Annotated in this window: 13 protein-coding genes; all 13 read right to left on the bottom strand. The window is 61.2% G+C overall.

All coding sequences use genetic code 11. The features are described 5' to 3' along the window. Complete coding sequence (locus ACYQ2W_RS00220; protein WP_459862204.1) at positions 1 to 1,161, bottom strand: class I SAM-dependent methyltransferase; 1,161 nt, start codon at positions 1,159 to 1,161, stop codon at positions 1 to 3. 127 nt (positions 1,162 to 1,288) lie between these two features. Beyond that, positions 1,289 to 2,536: a glycosyltransferase family protein gene (locus ACYQ2W_RS00215; protein WP_459862202.1), complete on the bottom strand. Its 1,248-nt coding sequence runs from the start codon at positions 2,534 to 2,536 to the stop codon at positions 1,289 to 1,291. Positions 2,537 to 2,647: 111 nt separating this feature from the next. Continuing rightward, complete coding sequence (locus tag ACYQ2W_RS00210) at positions 2,648 to 3,169, bottom strand: class I SAM-dependent methyltransferase (RefSeq protein ID WP_459862410.1); 522 nt, start codon at positions 3,167 to 3,169, stop codon at positions 2,648 to 2,650. A 200-nt stretch (positions 3,170 to 3,369) separates the two neighbouring features. Beyond that, complete coding sequence (locus ACYQ2W_RS00205) at positions 3,370 to 4,287, bottom strand: SDR family oxidoreductase (protein ID WP_459862200.1); 918 nt, start codon at positions 4,285 to 4,287, stop codon at positions 3,370 to 3,372. Positions 4,288 to 4,376: 89 nt separating this feature from the next. Beyond that, positions 4,377 to 5,642 (bottom strand): methyltransferase domain-containing protein, encoded by a 1,266-nt coding sequence (locus tag ACYQ2W_RS00200; protein WP_459862198.1) that lies wholly within the window; start codon positions 5,640 to 5,642, stop codon positions 4,377 to 4,379. A 111-nt stretch (positions 5,643 to 5,753) separates the two neighbouring features. Beyond that, positions 5,754 to 6,296 carry a WbuC family cupin fold metalloprotein gene (locus tag ACYQ2W_RS00195; RefSeq protein WP_459862196.1) on the bottom strand — a complete coding sequence of 181 codons (543 nt, stop codon included), beginning with the start codon at positions 6,294 to 6,296 and terminating at the stop codon, positions 5,754 to 5,756. Then, positions 6,286 to 7,512, bottom strand: coding sequence for a class I SAM-dependent methyltransferase (locus ACYQ2W_RS00190; protein ID WP_459862409.1), 1,227 nt, complete (start codon positions 7,510 to 7,512; stop codon positions 6,286 to 6,288). The genes ACYQ2W_RS00195 and ACYQ2W_RS00190 overlap by 11 nt, the downstream gene beginning before the upstream one ends. Positions 7,513 to 7,599: 87 nt before the next feature. Beyond that, positions 7,600 to 8,262 (bottom strand): class I SAM-dependent methyltransferase, encoded by a 663-nt coding sequence (locus ACYQ2W_RS00185; RefSeq protein WP_459862194.1) that lies wholly within the window; start codon positions 8,260 to 8,262, stop codon positions 7,600 to 7,602. A gap of 9 nt (positions 8,263 to 8,271) precedes the next feature. Then, positions 8,272 to 9,798 carry a PfkB family carbohydrate kinase gene (locus tag ACYQ2W_RS00180; RefSeq protein ID WP_459862193.1) on the bottom strand — a complete coding sequence of 509 codons (1,527 nt, stop codon included), beginning with the start codon at positions 9,796 to 9,798 and terminating at the stop codon, positions 8,272 to 8,274. Positions 9,799 to 9,821: 23 nt separating this feature from the next. Continuing rightward, positions 9,822 to 10,889: a radical SAM/SPASM domain-containing protein gene (locus ACYQ2W_RS00175; RefSeq protein ID WP_459862191.1), complete on the bottom strand. Its 1,068-nt coding sequence runs from the start codon at positions 10,887 to 10,889 to the stop codon at positions 9,822 to 9,824. Between the two features lie 5 nt (positions 10,890 to 10,894). Continuing rightward, positions 10,895 to 11,815, bottom strand: a complete 921-nt coding sequence (locus ACYQ2W_RS00170) for a transketolase family protein (RefSeq protein WP_459862189.1) — start codon at positions 11,813 to 11,815, stop codon at positions 10,895 to 10,897. Next, on the bottom strand, positions 11,812 to 12,684 hold the full coding sequence (locus tag ACYQ2W_RS00165) for a transketolase (protein ID WP_459862188.1): 873 nt from the start codon (positions 12,682 to 12,684) through the stop codon (positions 11,812 to 11,814). The genes ACYQ2W_RS00170 and ACYQ2W_RS00165 overlap by 4 nt, the downstream gene beginning before the upstream one ends. Then, on the bottom strand, positions 12,665 to 13,714 hold the full coding sequence (locus tag ACYQ2W_RS00160) for an aminoglycoside phosphotransferase family protein (protein WP_459862186.1): 1,050 nt from the start codon (positions 13,712 to 13,714) through the stop codon (positions 12,665 to 12,667). Before ACYQ2W_RS00160 ends, ACYQ2W_RS00165 begins: the two co-directional genes overlap by 20 nt. Between the last annotated feature and the right edge of the window lie 19 nt (positions 13,715 to 13,733).

Here is a 13,733-nt window from a genome sequence, read left to right as displayed (position 1 = left end):
TCACCTGCCCTCCCCGGGGAGCGCCGCCGTCGGCAACGGTGGCGGAACCCGATAATCCACGCCGTCTCTCGCTAAGCGGGCCGCCACTTTTCTCGCGATGGACGGCGAGAGCGCAACCAACACCGTCGCCCCCCGCGGCACCTCATCCGGCGAAATCACCGGACGCCCCAAATGAGTACGGCCAACCCGCGCGCGATCCTCATCGACGAAGAAACCCACGACGTCGCCCAACACGCCCGCCAGCCAACCGGCCGCATTGGCCGTCCCGAAGAGCCCCAACCGGCCGCGGGGCGCCCCTTGGGCCCAGGCAGCGGTCGCGTTGAGCCACTCGACCAGCGCTTCCACCCTCAACAACGCCCCCTCGCCGCCGCCATCGGGGAGCGGCACCACGCCCCCGACCCCCGCCACCGCGGTGAGCTCCTTGGGCACCCAGGAATCGGTCAACCGTCGAAACGCCAACCCCGCAGCGCCAACGGCTCGCCGCAGGCTATGCAGGTCGAAGTGAGTACGATGATCGGCCACCAGCAATTCGAATGGATTGATGCAATGGAACGGGACCTCCACCACCAGAATCCCGTCGTCGGCCAAGTGAGAGCCGAGGGCCCGCAATAGTGAAACCGGCTCCTCCACATGCTCCAGGGAATGAATCAGGCTGATCATCCGGTAATCACCGGTCACCTCATCCAGGGTGCCATACACTCGACGCACACCGTCGATCGACGCGACCGCCGCGCGGCTGTCACCGTGAGGCTCAACGCCATCCAGCCACCACCCGGGGAGGAGCTTGGAAGCCGTGCGAAGCATCGCCCCGTTGCCGCAACCGAAATCGAGCAATGCCCCGCGAGGTCGCGTCGAAAAATCATCGAGAACCCGTTCCAGCAACCGCCAGGAACGAGCCGCTCCCGTACCGTCGGTCTGATCGAAAACCGGTTGTTCTTCGCCTCCGGATTGCGTGTAGAGCGCGTATTCCCCGTAAATTCGCGCGCACTCCTCCCGCCACTGCGGCGTCGCCGGCTTCTGCACCGCACCGCAACGGGTGCATACGCTGAGCCGGCCGCCGGCCGGCCAGGGACGACAATCGGAAGTGACCCGGGCAAGCGCTTCGAAACCCGTCACCGCCACCAACGACTCTGCGCCACACAGATGGCAAGCCATCGTCATTGCGTGCCTCCCGGCAAGGCATCAAGCACCTCGCCCGACCCCGTCACACCAGCGGGAACTGTCGGGAAGGTCTCCTGCCCCCTGGTGGAGACGGCGCACCCGGGCAGGCGGTTCCGCGGAAACGTACTCATAACGCCTCCGACAAAAGCCGGTGCAACTCATCACACCGCCGATCAACCGTATGATCGCGTAACGTCCGCTTCCTCCCCGCCTCGGCGATCGCCCGCCGCTCCGCCTCATGATCGAGCAGGTAGGACACCTTTTCCCGACACTCTTCCACGGAACCATAGGTGACGACCTCCGCATCCGGCACGAACAGCTCCGCGAGATTCTCCGCCTCATTGTTGACCAGACACCCGCCGACACCGGTAACTTCGAACAAGCGGATATTTCCTGCACATCGGCGATTGCTGGGATGAATGTTGAAATTCAGCCGCGATCGCATCACCACATCGAAATATTCGACGCCGTAAAAGGGGGACGAACAACGCTCAGGGAATATCGACGCCAGCGGCACGACCGGGGTCAAGGAGCCGGTCCTTCGAACATGGATGTCGCGAAGAGTGGTCAACGCCGTCGCCGAGTCCCCCTCCACGCAGGCAGCGAGTTCCTCGGCAAGCGATTGGTGACGCAGGGACTGCTCACGGAGTGCGGGGACGTCGCCGCGCTCGTAGAGCCACATCGACACCCGTGTGCTCAACAACAGGTCGATCAGCGCCCAGTAACGATCCATATGGGTCTCGCCGAACCCGAAACCGGAGGAACCGAGAAAGGTGAAATCGTAAACCTCCGCGGACTTCCCGTGACCATCCGCCCGCCAACGCGCGACCCGCTCAAGCACCTTCGGATCGAAGCTGTGATAAAGCGTCCTGGCTTCGATGCCGGCTTGCCGGAAACGCTCGGCCATACACGGCTCGTTGACGAGCACGAGATCCAGCGAACCGAGCGCCGCGCAATCCATCAAGTGACCTACGTAGCCGACGACCAGGCGAACGAAAGGGAAGCGCTGACGGAGGTCGTCGGTGAGAATGGCCTCCGCCCAGTAGGGGTCGGCACCCTGGAGATAGATCACCTCCGGCCGGAACGCCTCGATCTGGGCCAACATGATATCGGTAAGCCAACGATGATCGTCGTACTTGACCCCATTTTCCCGCGCCCACCGCTTCTGAATCAGCCCGGCGTTGCAGAGAATCTCGAGCGTCTCGTTGCCGAGCGCCTCCATCGCGCGAGAGAAACCGTCCGAGTAGATCACCGCATGGTCAAAAAACCGCTGTTGCAACTCCTGGTACGACGCTCCTTCGCCCGCTGCACGGGCGATGAGCTCGAAGGAGTCCCGATGGGCCAGGAAGGTAATACGACAGATCCGATAATTCATCATGAAATTCTTAATACAGGGACCGACTGGCCAAACAAACGCCCCCCCCATCAACGCCGCGTCTCGATTCGTGCGGAAGAGCCGGACGGACACTTTGGCACACGAACGTTCCTACCTTTTCACACCGGCGCACAACGCCATGATGTAATGCGCCATCTTGTGAAACCCGGTATGAACCACTTCATCGTTCATCGAAAACATAAATACATATTCGAAATACCTGCCCATCACGCCCTTCAGCGACGGAAGATCCTTGCAGTTGACATGTCCCGCCCGGCTCGTCGCCGACGCATACTGCTGACTTTCCAGCGTCGGCATACCCACCACCATCACACCGTTGTCGGCGAGCGCATGCAGGGAGTTGGTCAGGAATGAATCCTCATCCTCGGGCGAGATATGCTCAAGTACATCCAGCGCGAACATTCCATCGTAATCCCCCTCTAGCGGGGCTGCCAATATGTCGTGCTGAAAAACCGAAAAATCCCAGCGATCCACCATCCGATCCTTGACGTCCTCGATAAAAACGGAATCGAAATCGGTAGCCGAGAGCTGATCGACCTCCTGCTGCACCAACCGCGTGCCGAAGGCGTCCCCACAACCGATCTCCAATACCCGCCGACGCCCCGACAGCATCTTCGCCACGAACTTATATCTCGCCAATCGAAACAGGAGATGCCGCGGGTCGTCATGCCAACTCTGGCTACTTCTCAATCCCAACCTCTCGAATCCGCGTTCGACGGCCGCGTCGACGCATTCGCCATACTGCGGCTCGCGCGTCTTCGCTTCACGCAAATACGACTTGGATAAATTCTTCACAAGAAAATGACTCTTTGTTAAAAAACGACTTCCGCGCCCGCCGCCATCTCCCGGTACAAATCGTCCACCACGGAGTGCAGCGTCTGCGGCGCAAGACCGGTCAAGCGGGTAGTGCGCGCCATCGAAAGACCGCTATAGGTAGGACTAAATGCCAGCCGGACCCCTTTCTCCGTCGACGTGGTAGGAACGATCAGGCGCTCGTCGACCCCTCCCTTTTCCGCCATCGCCTTAGCCAAATCTACGTAGGAAACATTATCTGCACCCGACAGGTGAAAATTCCCGGCAATCCTCAGCTCACCGATCGTCAATAGCGAATGCGCAACGTAGGCACGAGATACCGGTGAAAATATGAGGTCCGAAAAAGGCTCGACGGCCTCGCCCTTTCTCCACGCCGCTCTCCACCCGGGGAGCGGACTGGTGTCGCGCCCCAACACCTTGGTCAGCCTTACGACATTGAAATCCTCGCCACGCCCGGCGTCGCTCAAAAGTTCCCTCAGCGCCCGCTCTCCATCCGCCTTCTGCCGGGCATAGGAAAAATTCGGTACGTGCTCGGCGTCTTCCTCCGGCCACGGCGTCTCTCCACCGAACACCGTATTCGAAGAAATGAATGTCACGAAAACACCCGCCCCAACCAACTTCTCGACCAACCTCGGCAACACGCGCACATTGAAATCATAAGCCCTGCCATCCGACTCGCACTGCTCATAGTTGCTGATGGCGGCAGTAATATACGCATAGTCAACCCCCGGGGGGATGACCAGTGAGTCGTAGTCCTCAATATCCAAAAACAGCCGCCTGCCGCCGGTCGTATCGGCGCGGCGCGTCGTCCCATAGACCTCGTGCCCCTTCACCGCAAGGGCCTTCATAAGCGCGGATCCGACGAACCCGTCCGCTCCCACGATCAAGAACTTCCCCATACCATCCTCTTTACTCATGTGCCCCTTCGAGCGAACCGTTTGCGGGGCCTCGCCCGCCGACGACTCGCTCTACGGCCGCCTACCGGATCATTCGTCACCGTCGATTCTCAATACTTCTCCACGCCATCGATCCCGACCACCTTCAACTCCGGACACAGAACGACAAAATGCCCTCCGTTCTCCATATATTCCTTGTTGTTCTCGATAATCCTCTTCTCGTGAACCCACGCCAAAATAACCGTATATTTCGGCATTCGTTCCAACAGCGCCGCCGTCGGCAGAATCTCAAGACCATCGCCGGAAGTATATTTACCGACTTTCTGGGGGTGGTCATCCACCACAAATTCGAGAATTCCCGCCAGGCCCAACTGAGAGATCAGCGTCGGTCCGCTTCTCGCAGCCCCATAGCCGGCGATCACCTCGCCCCTTCGCTTCAGTGTGGACAACAGACCGCTTGCCCTGAGGCGAAGGTCGGACAGCCTGACACCGAAATCGGCAATGACGCTTGGCTTATCGAGCCCGAACTCCCGCTCAGCCTCCACCATCGCCTTGACCGAAGGAGCAGGTGTTCGCGCCCCCCCCTTGACCTGGGCGGTCCCGATTATCGACCCGTGCTGAACCGCCACTTTCTCGACATCGATCAGCTCCAATCCGTGACGATCCAAAAAGGCAATCATGGGAATCACCGAATGATGACTCATGTGCTCATGGAAAATCGTCCCGACCAGCAAACCCTCCACCACGTCCCGTAGGTACTGCGCCTCGAAAATGAACACCCCGTCATCGTCCGTCATCGACCTTATGGCGTCCGTCATGGCCCCGAGGTCATCGACGTGCGCGAAGGAATTGAATGCGCAAACCACTCCAGCCCTCCCCCGCTCACGCACGACTTCGGAGGCGAGCTCCCCGGTCAAACCAGACGGAATCGTTTCGATCCCCGAGGCAGTCGCCGCATTCGCGATCTCAACCGCCGGATCGATACCCAGCACCTCGTACCCCGCATTCTTGAAAAAGCGGAGCATCGACCCATCGTTGCTACCGACATCAACCACCAGCGAGCTCTTTTTTGGGCCGTATGTACCCAAAACCTTGTTGACGACCCATTCGAAATGTTCAGGCATCCCTTTGGCATGACCCGAATGGTAGGAATAGTCGGCCCACAACGTATCGCAATCCAATACGTCCAACTGCTGAACGTGCCGACAATCCCCGCACATATAGAGGTCCACGGGATATCGCTCGGCCGCTTTGCCTTCCGCTTCGCTATCGCAGTAGTTTTCGGCCACCGGGATCGGTTCGAGCTTCACCACAAGCTCGACATTAGGAGAGCCGCACAGCCTGCACGTAGACCTACGAAAGTGTTTTGTAGCCATCCTGTTTTCTCCATGCCAATGGGGCGTCGCCGCCATTCCACCCTCCGCGACAATCCGCAGGGCCATACCACCCGCGCCGATCCCGGGAACCACCGACGAGCGAGCCCCGGTTCACGACCGTCCGCCCGCCACCCCGAGGAACTTATCGACCCGCTGCTGCAGTACACGCACATATCGGGCGACCGCTTCACGGTCCCCTTCTTCCGGTGCGAAGTCCGCCAGCTCCGTCTGCCGCGGATCGAAGGGCCCGTTGGTCACTTCATGCATCACCAACCAGGGTGAGCGGACCACCAGCGAGTGAAAAAGCGCTTCGCCTAATCGGCAATAACCGCTCCGCCCCCCGCCCGGCTCACCCAACTCGACCACTCGGATGATCTCCCCGGTGGAATCGAAAATCACCACGTCGACCGCCCCCTCCATGATATGGAAAGACTCCGATTTGCCGACGTGCCGGTGGGGGCGAACATAGCTGTCCCGATTGACCGCGATGATCATCTCGTGCAACGGATCGTCCAGCGATCGATGTGCGCAGATTCGCGCCCTGCTGCGCGGGCTTTCCACGGCCATCCGTTTCAGTTCGGCATAATCCGACGACGCGACCACGACCACCGAATCGGTCGCTTCCAGCACCTCGTCACTCGCTTTACGGAACAACGTCAACCACCTCGGCGCTCTCTTGGTAAAGTCCGATATCACTCGCGGAAAAAATCGAGCGGAACTCGCCGCCCCGCTCGATGAAGTCCGCGTGCGATGCGACCACCCGCCGCTCGCTCTCGGGACTCAACGCCAGCAGGCACAGTCCGATCCTCCCGTCCGACAGAATCGAAGAGTTCAGCACCGGCAGCTCGGAACCCGGCAACCGCAACCCCTGCTTGTTGGGGTTATCGTCGATCACGCCCTCAAAGGCCCCCGCCAAACCATAGAAATTCACCCATTTGATGGCGAGATGCCCCGCGCCATAGAGGACCGGATAACGCCGGCGACGCACGGCCTCCTCCACCAGCGCTTTCAACGCCCTCCGGCGATGTTCGAACATCGTCGAGAAACGCTCCCCCCGAGCGATTTCCGCCGCGACTTCCGTCCTCCGACGCTCACCGCTCGAAACGTTGCGGACCACCGCTATCAGCGAGTCTTCCAGCGCATAAGGCTCCACCACCGACTCCGCGTCGCTGAACCCGTTCGCCGCCAGCAGCGCCGATAGCGTCGCGGGCGTGAAGTAGGAGATGTGCTCCTCCCACAGGAAAGCGTACTCGCCGACCTCCAGGAACTTGCGACACTCCGGGACCTCGAAGAGCATCAGGCCCCCGGGCCGCGTGAGCCGGGCGCACGCCTCTACCAGCCTCGACGGAGAACGGGCATGTTCCAGGATGTGACGGGCCACGACGATATCCGCGCGGCCGAACCGGGTGGCGAGCGAAGCGCCGAGCTCGCCGTCGAAGCGCTCGGCGATGGCGCCAAGATCGGCATCGACGCCGGCAAACCCGAGATCCGCGTCCGGCATCAGGCGCCGACAATGGGAAACACCGGCGCGCCGAAAACGATCCAACGTCGAATCATCCTTCGAACTCAGCCCGAGCACGGAAATCTCCGCCGGACCGGCCACCCTGGAGAGCACGCGCTCCACCATCCGGTCGCAATGGCCCTCGGGCTCGTTGTACTGAATCCAGTCGAAGCGGGAACGCACCATCTGTGCCGGCATCGGGTCAATGAGCTGAACCAGACCGCACGCGGAACACTGGCCGACAACCAGCGGATGGCAATCCGCAGAGCGCTCTCCGCTCGCCAGGTAACGATTGCTCGGCGGCTGCTCGCCCAGGTTCAAAAGGACCTGCACCTGCGCTGCTCCACAACCTATGCAACACCCACCCATGACACCACCCGCAAAGCCGAAACCGAAACCTGCGTCAACCGACACGCGCCTCCCACCGACCGGGGAAAAGCGTCCCATCTGCGCCGTCTATTCGAAGTAGATAAAGGAGAAATCCCCTTGATAACCGGTGTGCCGGAACAGCCAGCGCCACTCCTCCGGTTTATGGAATGCCCGACAGGTGAGCTGCCAATACATCAGATTGACCTTCTCCCGCTCGTCGCGATAGGCCTCCACCGTCAGATAGGAGGTCCCCCGACCGACCCGCTGGATCTCGCGCAAGGCGTTCCAGAGATCCGGCAGCAGAAGGTTGTGCAAGGTATTGATGCTGATGACCAGATCGAAGTGGTCATCCGGAAACGGCAGTTGCGCCGCATCCCCCAACGTCAACCCCCGCGCCACCGACTCCTGGGCATTGCGCAGCGCATACTCCGACAGGTCCAGACCAACGACCTGACTGCCCGGCAGCAATTGGGCAAACTCGTGAAGCAGGAATCCCTTGCCACACCCCACGTCGAGGATCGATGCCCCGTCGCTCAGCCCGTAGTGTTCCACCATCGCCTCGGCGACCACCCGCCAGCGACCGTCATAGCGATACCCGCCGTACCCGGCGTGTCGATCGCCATCCCAATACGCCTGGTCGAAGCGCAAGGCGACTTCCGCGTCGGCCGCCTTGTCACGGCCAACGACCCGGGCAAGATAGTCCCGATTGGAGGCACGATGGAGCGCGCCGATGAAATCCACCTCAGCCATCGCCTGCCCCTATTTCATCAATGCCGTCACATGCTTGGTCAACCCGCTCACGCTGATCGCGTTCCGATTGCCCAGGTCCCCGACCATCTCCGCACCGGCGAGATTGCCGAGGAAGCCAACCACCTCCCACGGCGCACCCGACTTGACCAGCAGGCTGGTCACGGCGAATACCGCATCCCCCGCCCCGACCCGATCGGAAACGGTGGTGGCCAGGGAAGGCACCGACTCCACCCCCTCACCCTTGGTGAAGTGGGACGAGCCCTCCCGGCCTCGGGTCACCGTGAAGTGACGACAGTCAATCCGCTCCCCGAGCCTGGCCAACAACGCCTCCCAATTCAGGTATTTGTCCCGGACTTCGAGAGATACCTCGTGGGTAGCCAAGGATACGTAATTCGCCTTCGGGTACTTCGAAATGAGGTTGTAACCGCGATTGCCGGCGTTGGCCTGCGTATTCACCGCAAGGAAAGGAGCGAGCTCGACCAATTTCGAGACGATTCTCTGGGAGATCAGGCCATGGCCATAATCGGCCACCACCACCAGGTCATAGTCGCCGACGATCGCCTCCAGCCGCTCGATAAACCGCTGCTCCTCCACGCCATCCAGCGGTGAATCCTCCATCTGATAGGTCTCGAACAGCCGCGTTCCGGTATAGGAGTCGACGTATCGTCGCTTGTGGATGGTGGGGACACCCGGCTCCTCGACGAAGTTGAACGCAATATTGCCCGCCAGCGAATTGCGCACGAACTCCTCGCGCGATCGATCGCTGCCGAGGGCGGTGAGCAGTCCGACCTCGCCGCAGATCCCCGCAAGGTGATTGGCAACCGCCAACGCGCCTCCCGCATAGGTCTCGCGGGAGCGTTCGAGAAACGCCAACATCGGATCTTTGTTCGATTTTCCCAATCCATCGCAGAATACATACTCATCGATGATCGCCTCCCCGACCACCAATGGCCTCAATCCACGAACCCGCTCCAGCTCCGTCAGCACCCCGTTCAACGAATGCTTCTCCCGGAACCGGGCCAACCACCGCTCGGTCTCCGGAGGAAATACATTGAGGTAGGCGTTGATCAGATGCGAAGAGCTGAAGGTCAGCTCATCGGTGAACAACACCCGGCCGCCAACACTCAGGATCGCCTGCTCCTCATCCCGAATCTTTCCCGTAACATCACTGTCCTTGTCCGCGTATTCGCTGCCCTTGACGTAGACGCTCGGTTGCAGCGCGTGAATGACCTCTACCGCGCTCGGACAATCGCTGATCGTCACATAGTCGACACAACCCAGCGCGGACAGCGACTCGACGCGCAACGTCTCGTTGAAGGCGGGCCTTCCCGGTCCTTTGTTGACGTACCGGTCTGTGGTGATGGAGACCACCAGCACATCACACTCCCGGCGGGCCGCCTGCAGATGCCGAATATGCCCGGGATGGAGCAGGTCAAAGACACCATGACATAACGCGACCACCTTTCCCCGCGTCTTCTCGTCGGCAATCAGCTCTGCCAGTACGTCGACTCTGCGAAATTTCTCGAGTTCACCCATTGGGACATTCACCTCAAAGCAGGCTATACGAACGGAAGATGATCGGTATCCAGCGAGAGGTACTCGAGAATCGCCAGATTCTTGTTATGAACGGTGCAGTGATGCCGGCATGACTGCGCGGGGTTGAACGTGTAGATCCGCTCACGATTTTCCGGGGAGAACCAGAACTCCTTGAACGAGCGATCGACAATGGAGCCGAGCAATCCCTCCTTGTTGAACGCCTTGTCATGGCAGGTATACACCATCTGATCGGCGGCGATGACCGGTTGGAACATGAGAAACGGACAGGTGGTGTAGTGCTTCTCGAAGACCCGCGATTCCAGACCGTGATAATGGTCGACCACGGTGAAATCGGACGTGTTCAACGCCTGACAGCGGCCGATCTCCTGCTCCACTTCCGCGCGAATAGGATCGTGATAGGCGGTGTTCTCCTCCACCGAATTCCCAACCACCACCCCTGAAAGTTTGACGTGATTGACCCCTGCCTCCTTCAACTGGGCGCACACGTCGTAGATATGACCGTGATTGCCGTGATCGATGATGAAGCTCACCCCGAGAACACACCGGGTACCCCGCGCCAAAAAGTCGCGGACATTGTCGAAAAGCTTCTCGTAGGCGGAATCCGGCACTCCACGGGCGGCTCGATAGCTGGGCCCATCCCACCCATCCATCGAAATCCTCACCCACGTTCCGTGTTGTGCAAGGACGTCGGCGACCCGCCCCTTGAGGTTCGAGCCATTGGTCAATACGCCGATCTTGATGCCGCCCGCCGCCAGCCGTTCCACACACTCCGGCAACGGCCGGTAGAGCAAGGGTTCACCGCCGCCGGAGAACGTGACCGCGCGAACCCCCATATCGATGACGTCGGTGATGATCTGATCCATCTTGGCGGGAGGGATCTCGTCACGCATGTCCATGTCCTCCCCCAATTGGAGGTTGCCGACATGGTAGGCGCAGTACCAGCAATCGTGGTTGCAGCGATTGGTGGGCTTCATCCGGATGTGAACCGGGGCAAGTACCCGCTGATCCCGAATGGCCTGCAAATGCTCCGGAAATCCGAGAAACTTGAGGTTGCTGTAGAGTCTGCCCATATCGCTCACATCAGCGCACTGGATACTGCCTCGGCGATCGCGTCCCCACGAAGGCCGAACCCGGCGAGCAGGCTGTCCTGAGACCCGTATGCCGTCGGGAATCGGTCTTCGATTCCCCTCCGCAGGATCCTCCCGTGATCGATCCCGTTGTCTACCAGCGCCTCGATCACCGCGCTACCGAACCCGGTCGCCAACATATGCTCCTCCACCGTCACTACCAACCGCCTCCCCGGAACCCAACGGGCCAGCGCCGCGACATCCAATGGTTTGACCGTGTGCAGGTGCATGACCCCGCAACTCACCCCGGCCGTCCCCAGGGTATCGGCCGCGTCCAAACAATACTGAGCCATCACCCCGGTGGTGAGCAGCAGCACCTCTCCGGGCTCGCGGAGCAATAGCGCCCGCCCAAGCTCCAGCGGCGCCTCGTCCGGGGTAACCACCGGATCCCCGCCCTTGCCCAGGCGAATGTAGAGCGGCCCTTTGTGCTCCACCGTCTGCGGCATCAGCTTCGCCATCTGCAACGCGTCCGCCGGAGCCACCACGCCCATGTTGGGCAACGCACGCATGATTCCCATGTCCTCGGTGGCGAGATGGGTAGAGCCGAGCGGGGCGTAGACCACGCCCCCGCCGCTGCCGATCAGCCGAACCGGAAGATTCTGCAAGCACAGATCGATCGCTACCTGTTCGTAGCAGCGCCGGGTCATGAACGTTGCGATGGTGTTGACGTAGGGGATGTAGCCTTCGATCGCCAGTCCCGCCGCCATACCGACGATATGCTGTTCCGACACGCCCTCCATGTAGCAACGGTCGGGAAACTCCTCGAGCATCTCGCTCATCGTACCGGCACCGAGATCCGAACCCACAAAAACGATCCGCGGATCGCGTTTTGCCAGTTCGTATACGGAGTTGAGGCAGGTCTTTCTCATTGGTAACCGTCCAGCGCTGACTGCATTTCGGCGATATCCTCCGCCGAAATCCTGGATTTATGGTGCCACAGCGGGTTGAACTCGGCGAACGGGAAGCCCTTCCCCTTCACCGTATGGCAGATGATCACGCTCGGCCTTCCGGGCTCGAATGGAAGTGCCCCGAGCGCCTCGCGCAACGCCGATACGTCGTGCCCGTTGATCTCGCGGCAGGCGAAGCCGAAGGCCCGCCACTTGTCGGCAAGGGGCTCCAACGCAAGCACTTCGTCCACCGGACCGTAGGACTGAAGTTTGTTGTAATCGACCATGACGGAGAAATTCTCCAGCCGATGCTTGGCCGCCGACAACGCCGCCTCCCACACCGATCCCTCGTTCAACTCGCCGTCGCCGGTCACCACGACGACCCGGCTGCTCCGGCCCTCCATTCGCGCCGCCAGCGCCATCCCGACACCGATGGAAAGCCCGTGCCCCAACGCCCCGGTAGAGGCCTCCACCCCCGGAATCTTGCCGAGCTCCGGATGGCCACCGAGGACCGTATCGCTCGAACAGAAACCTCTCAACTGTTCGCGGGAGATGAACCCCTTGTCGGCAAGAAGCGCATACAACGCAAGGCAGCCGTGGCCCTTGCTCAGGATGCAGCGGTCCCGTTCCGTCCAGCGCGGATCATCCACGCGATAGTTCAGGAAATCGTCATACAGCGCTCTCAGTATCTCGATCAGCGACATCGAAGAGCCCAGGTGCCCGCGCCCCCCCCCTTCCAGTGCCAGCAGCACGAGCCTCCTCAGATCCCGCGAACGATCATCCAGCGCGACCTCCTGGGAGAGGCGCTTGAAGTCTTCGACACCCGTCTCGTCAACCGAAAAATTGGCCATCGGCCTCCTCCAACTCGTTGAGCAGCGTCGTCGCCTTGTCCAGCTGTCGACGCCTTACCTCCTCCCGATCAAACCGCCCCCCATCCCGTGCAAAGCTTCGCCGGGCGAACCCCTCGCCGAGAAATTCGTTGAGCATGATCAGGCACCAACGCAACCCGTACAACGGGAACAGCGCCCGAAAGCGGCACTCGAACGGGTGGTCATCCCCAAAGATCGGCAGCATTCGCCGAAAGAAGAGGCTCCGCCACGCCGGCGACAAGCGCATCCCCGGATGGAGCAGAAAATCCGCGACCAGCTTCACCGGATCGTCCCAGCCGAAATATTCGAAATCGACGAAACAGTGGCGACCATCCTCTCTCCTGAGCATATTGTGGAGCCCGAAATCAGACGGACTCAGCGTCTGATGGCCGACCTCCAGGCAGCGGCGCATGTCACTCCCCGCCCGCCCGTAGGCGGCCCTCGCCCGGCCGACGAAGCGCTCGCGCGCCGGCACCAGACGTTCACGCAAAAACCGCCTCAACGCCTCTCCCTCGCCCTCCGCCAACAATCTCCGCTCCCGATCCAGCAATTGGTTCACCAGCTCTTCCCCGCACAGACAGGCCTCGGTCGCCAGGTGCAACCGGCGACTGCCCGGCGAGTGGCGCGCCACCCGTAGAAGTTGTCGGACGAAGTCCACGACGGCATCGAGCGCCGCCTCGTCCCCTTCCGGCGCGGCGCCATCGATCCACTCGAAAAGCGCAACCCGTGCACGACGATCCTCTCCCGCCGGCTCGGGCACGCAGGAAACCCCCTCCACCCGTAGAAACGTCAGCGCCGCCCGTTCCCGTGCCATCCGCTCCAGTCCACCGAGCGGCTGTGGAGGATACCGCTTTGCCGCCAATCGGGTTCCGTCCACGAGGTCCACCCGATAGAGGCAGCTGTTTCCTCCACCCTGGACAACCGCCACCGAACGCACCTCCACCCCGGTCAGCTCACGCACCGTGCGGGAAATGTCGGGCATCGCCATCGCCTCGATCGACTGTTCGGCCACCGGCATCTCCACAGCGCCC

This window comes from Endothiovibrio diazotrophicus (genome assembly GCF_054657215.1).
This window is presented reverse-complemented; position numbering and strand designations above follow the sequence as displayed.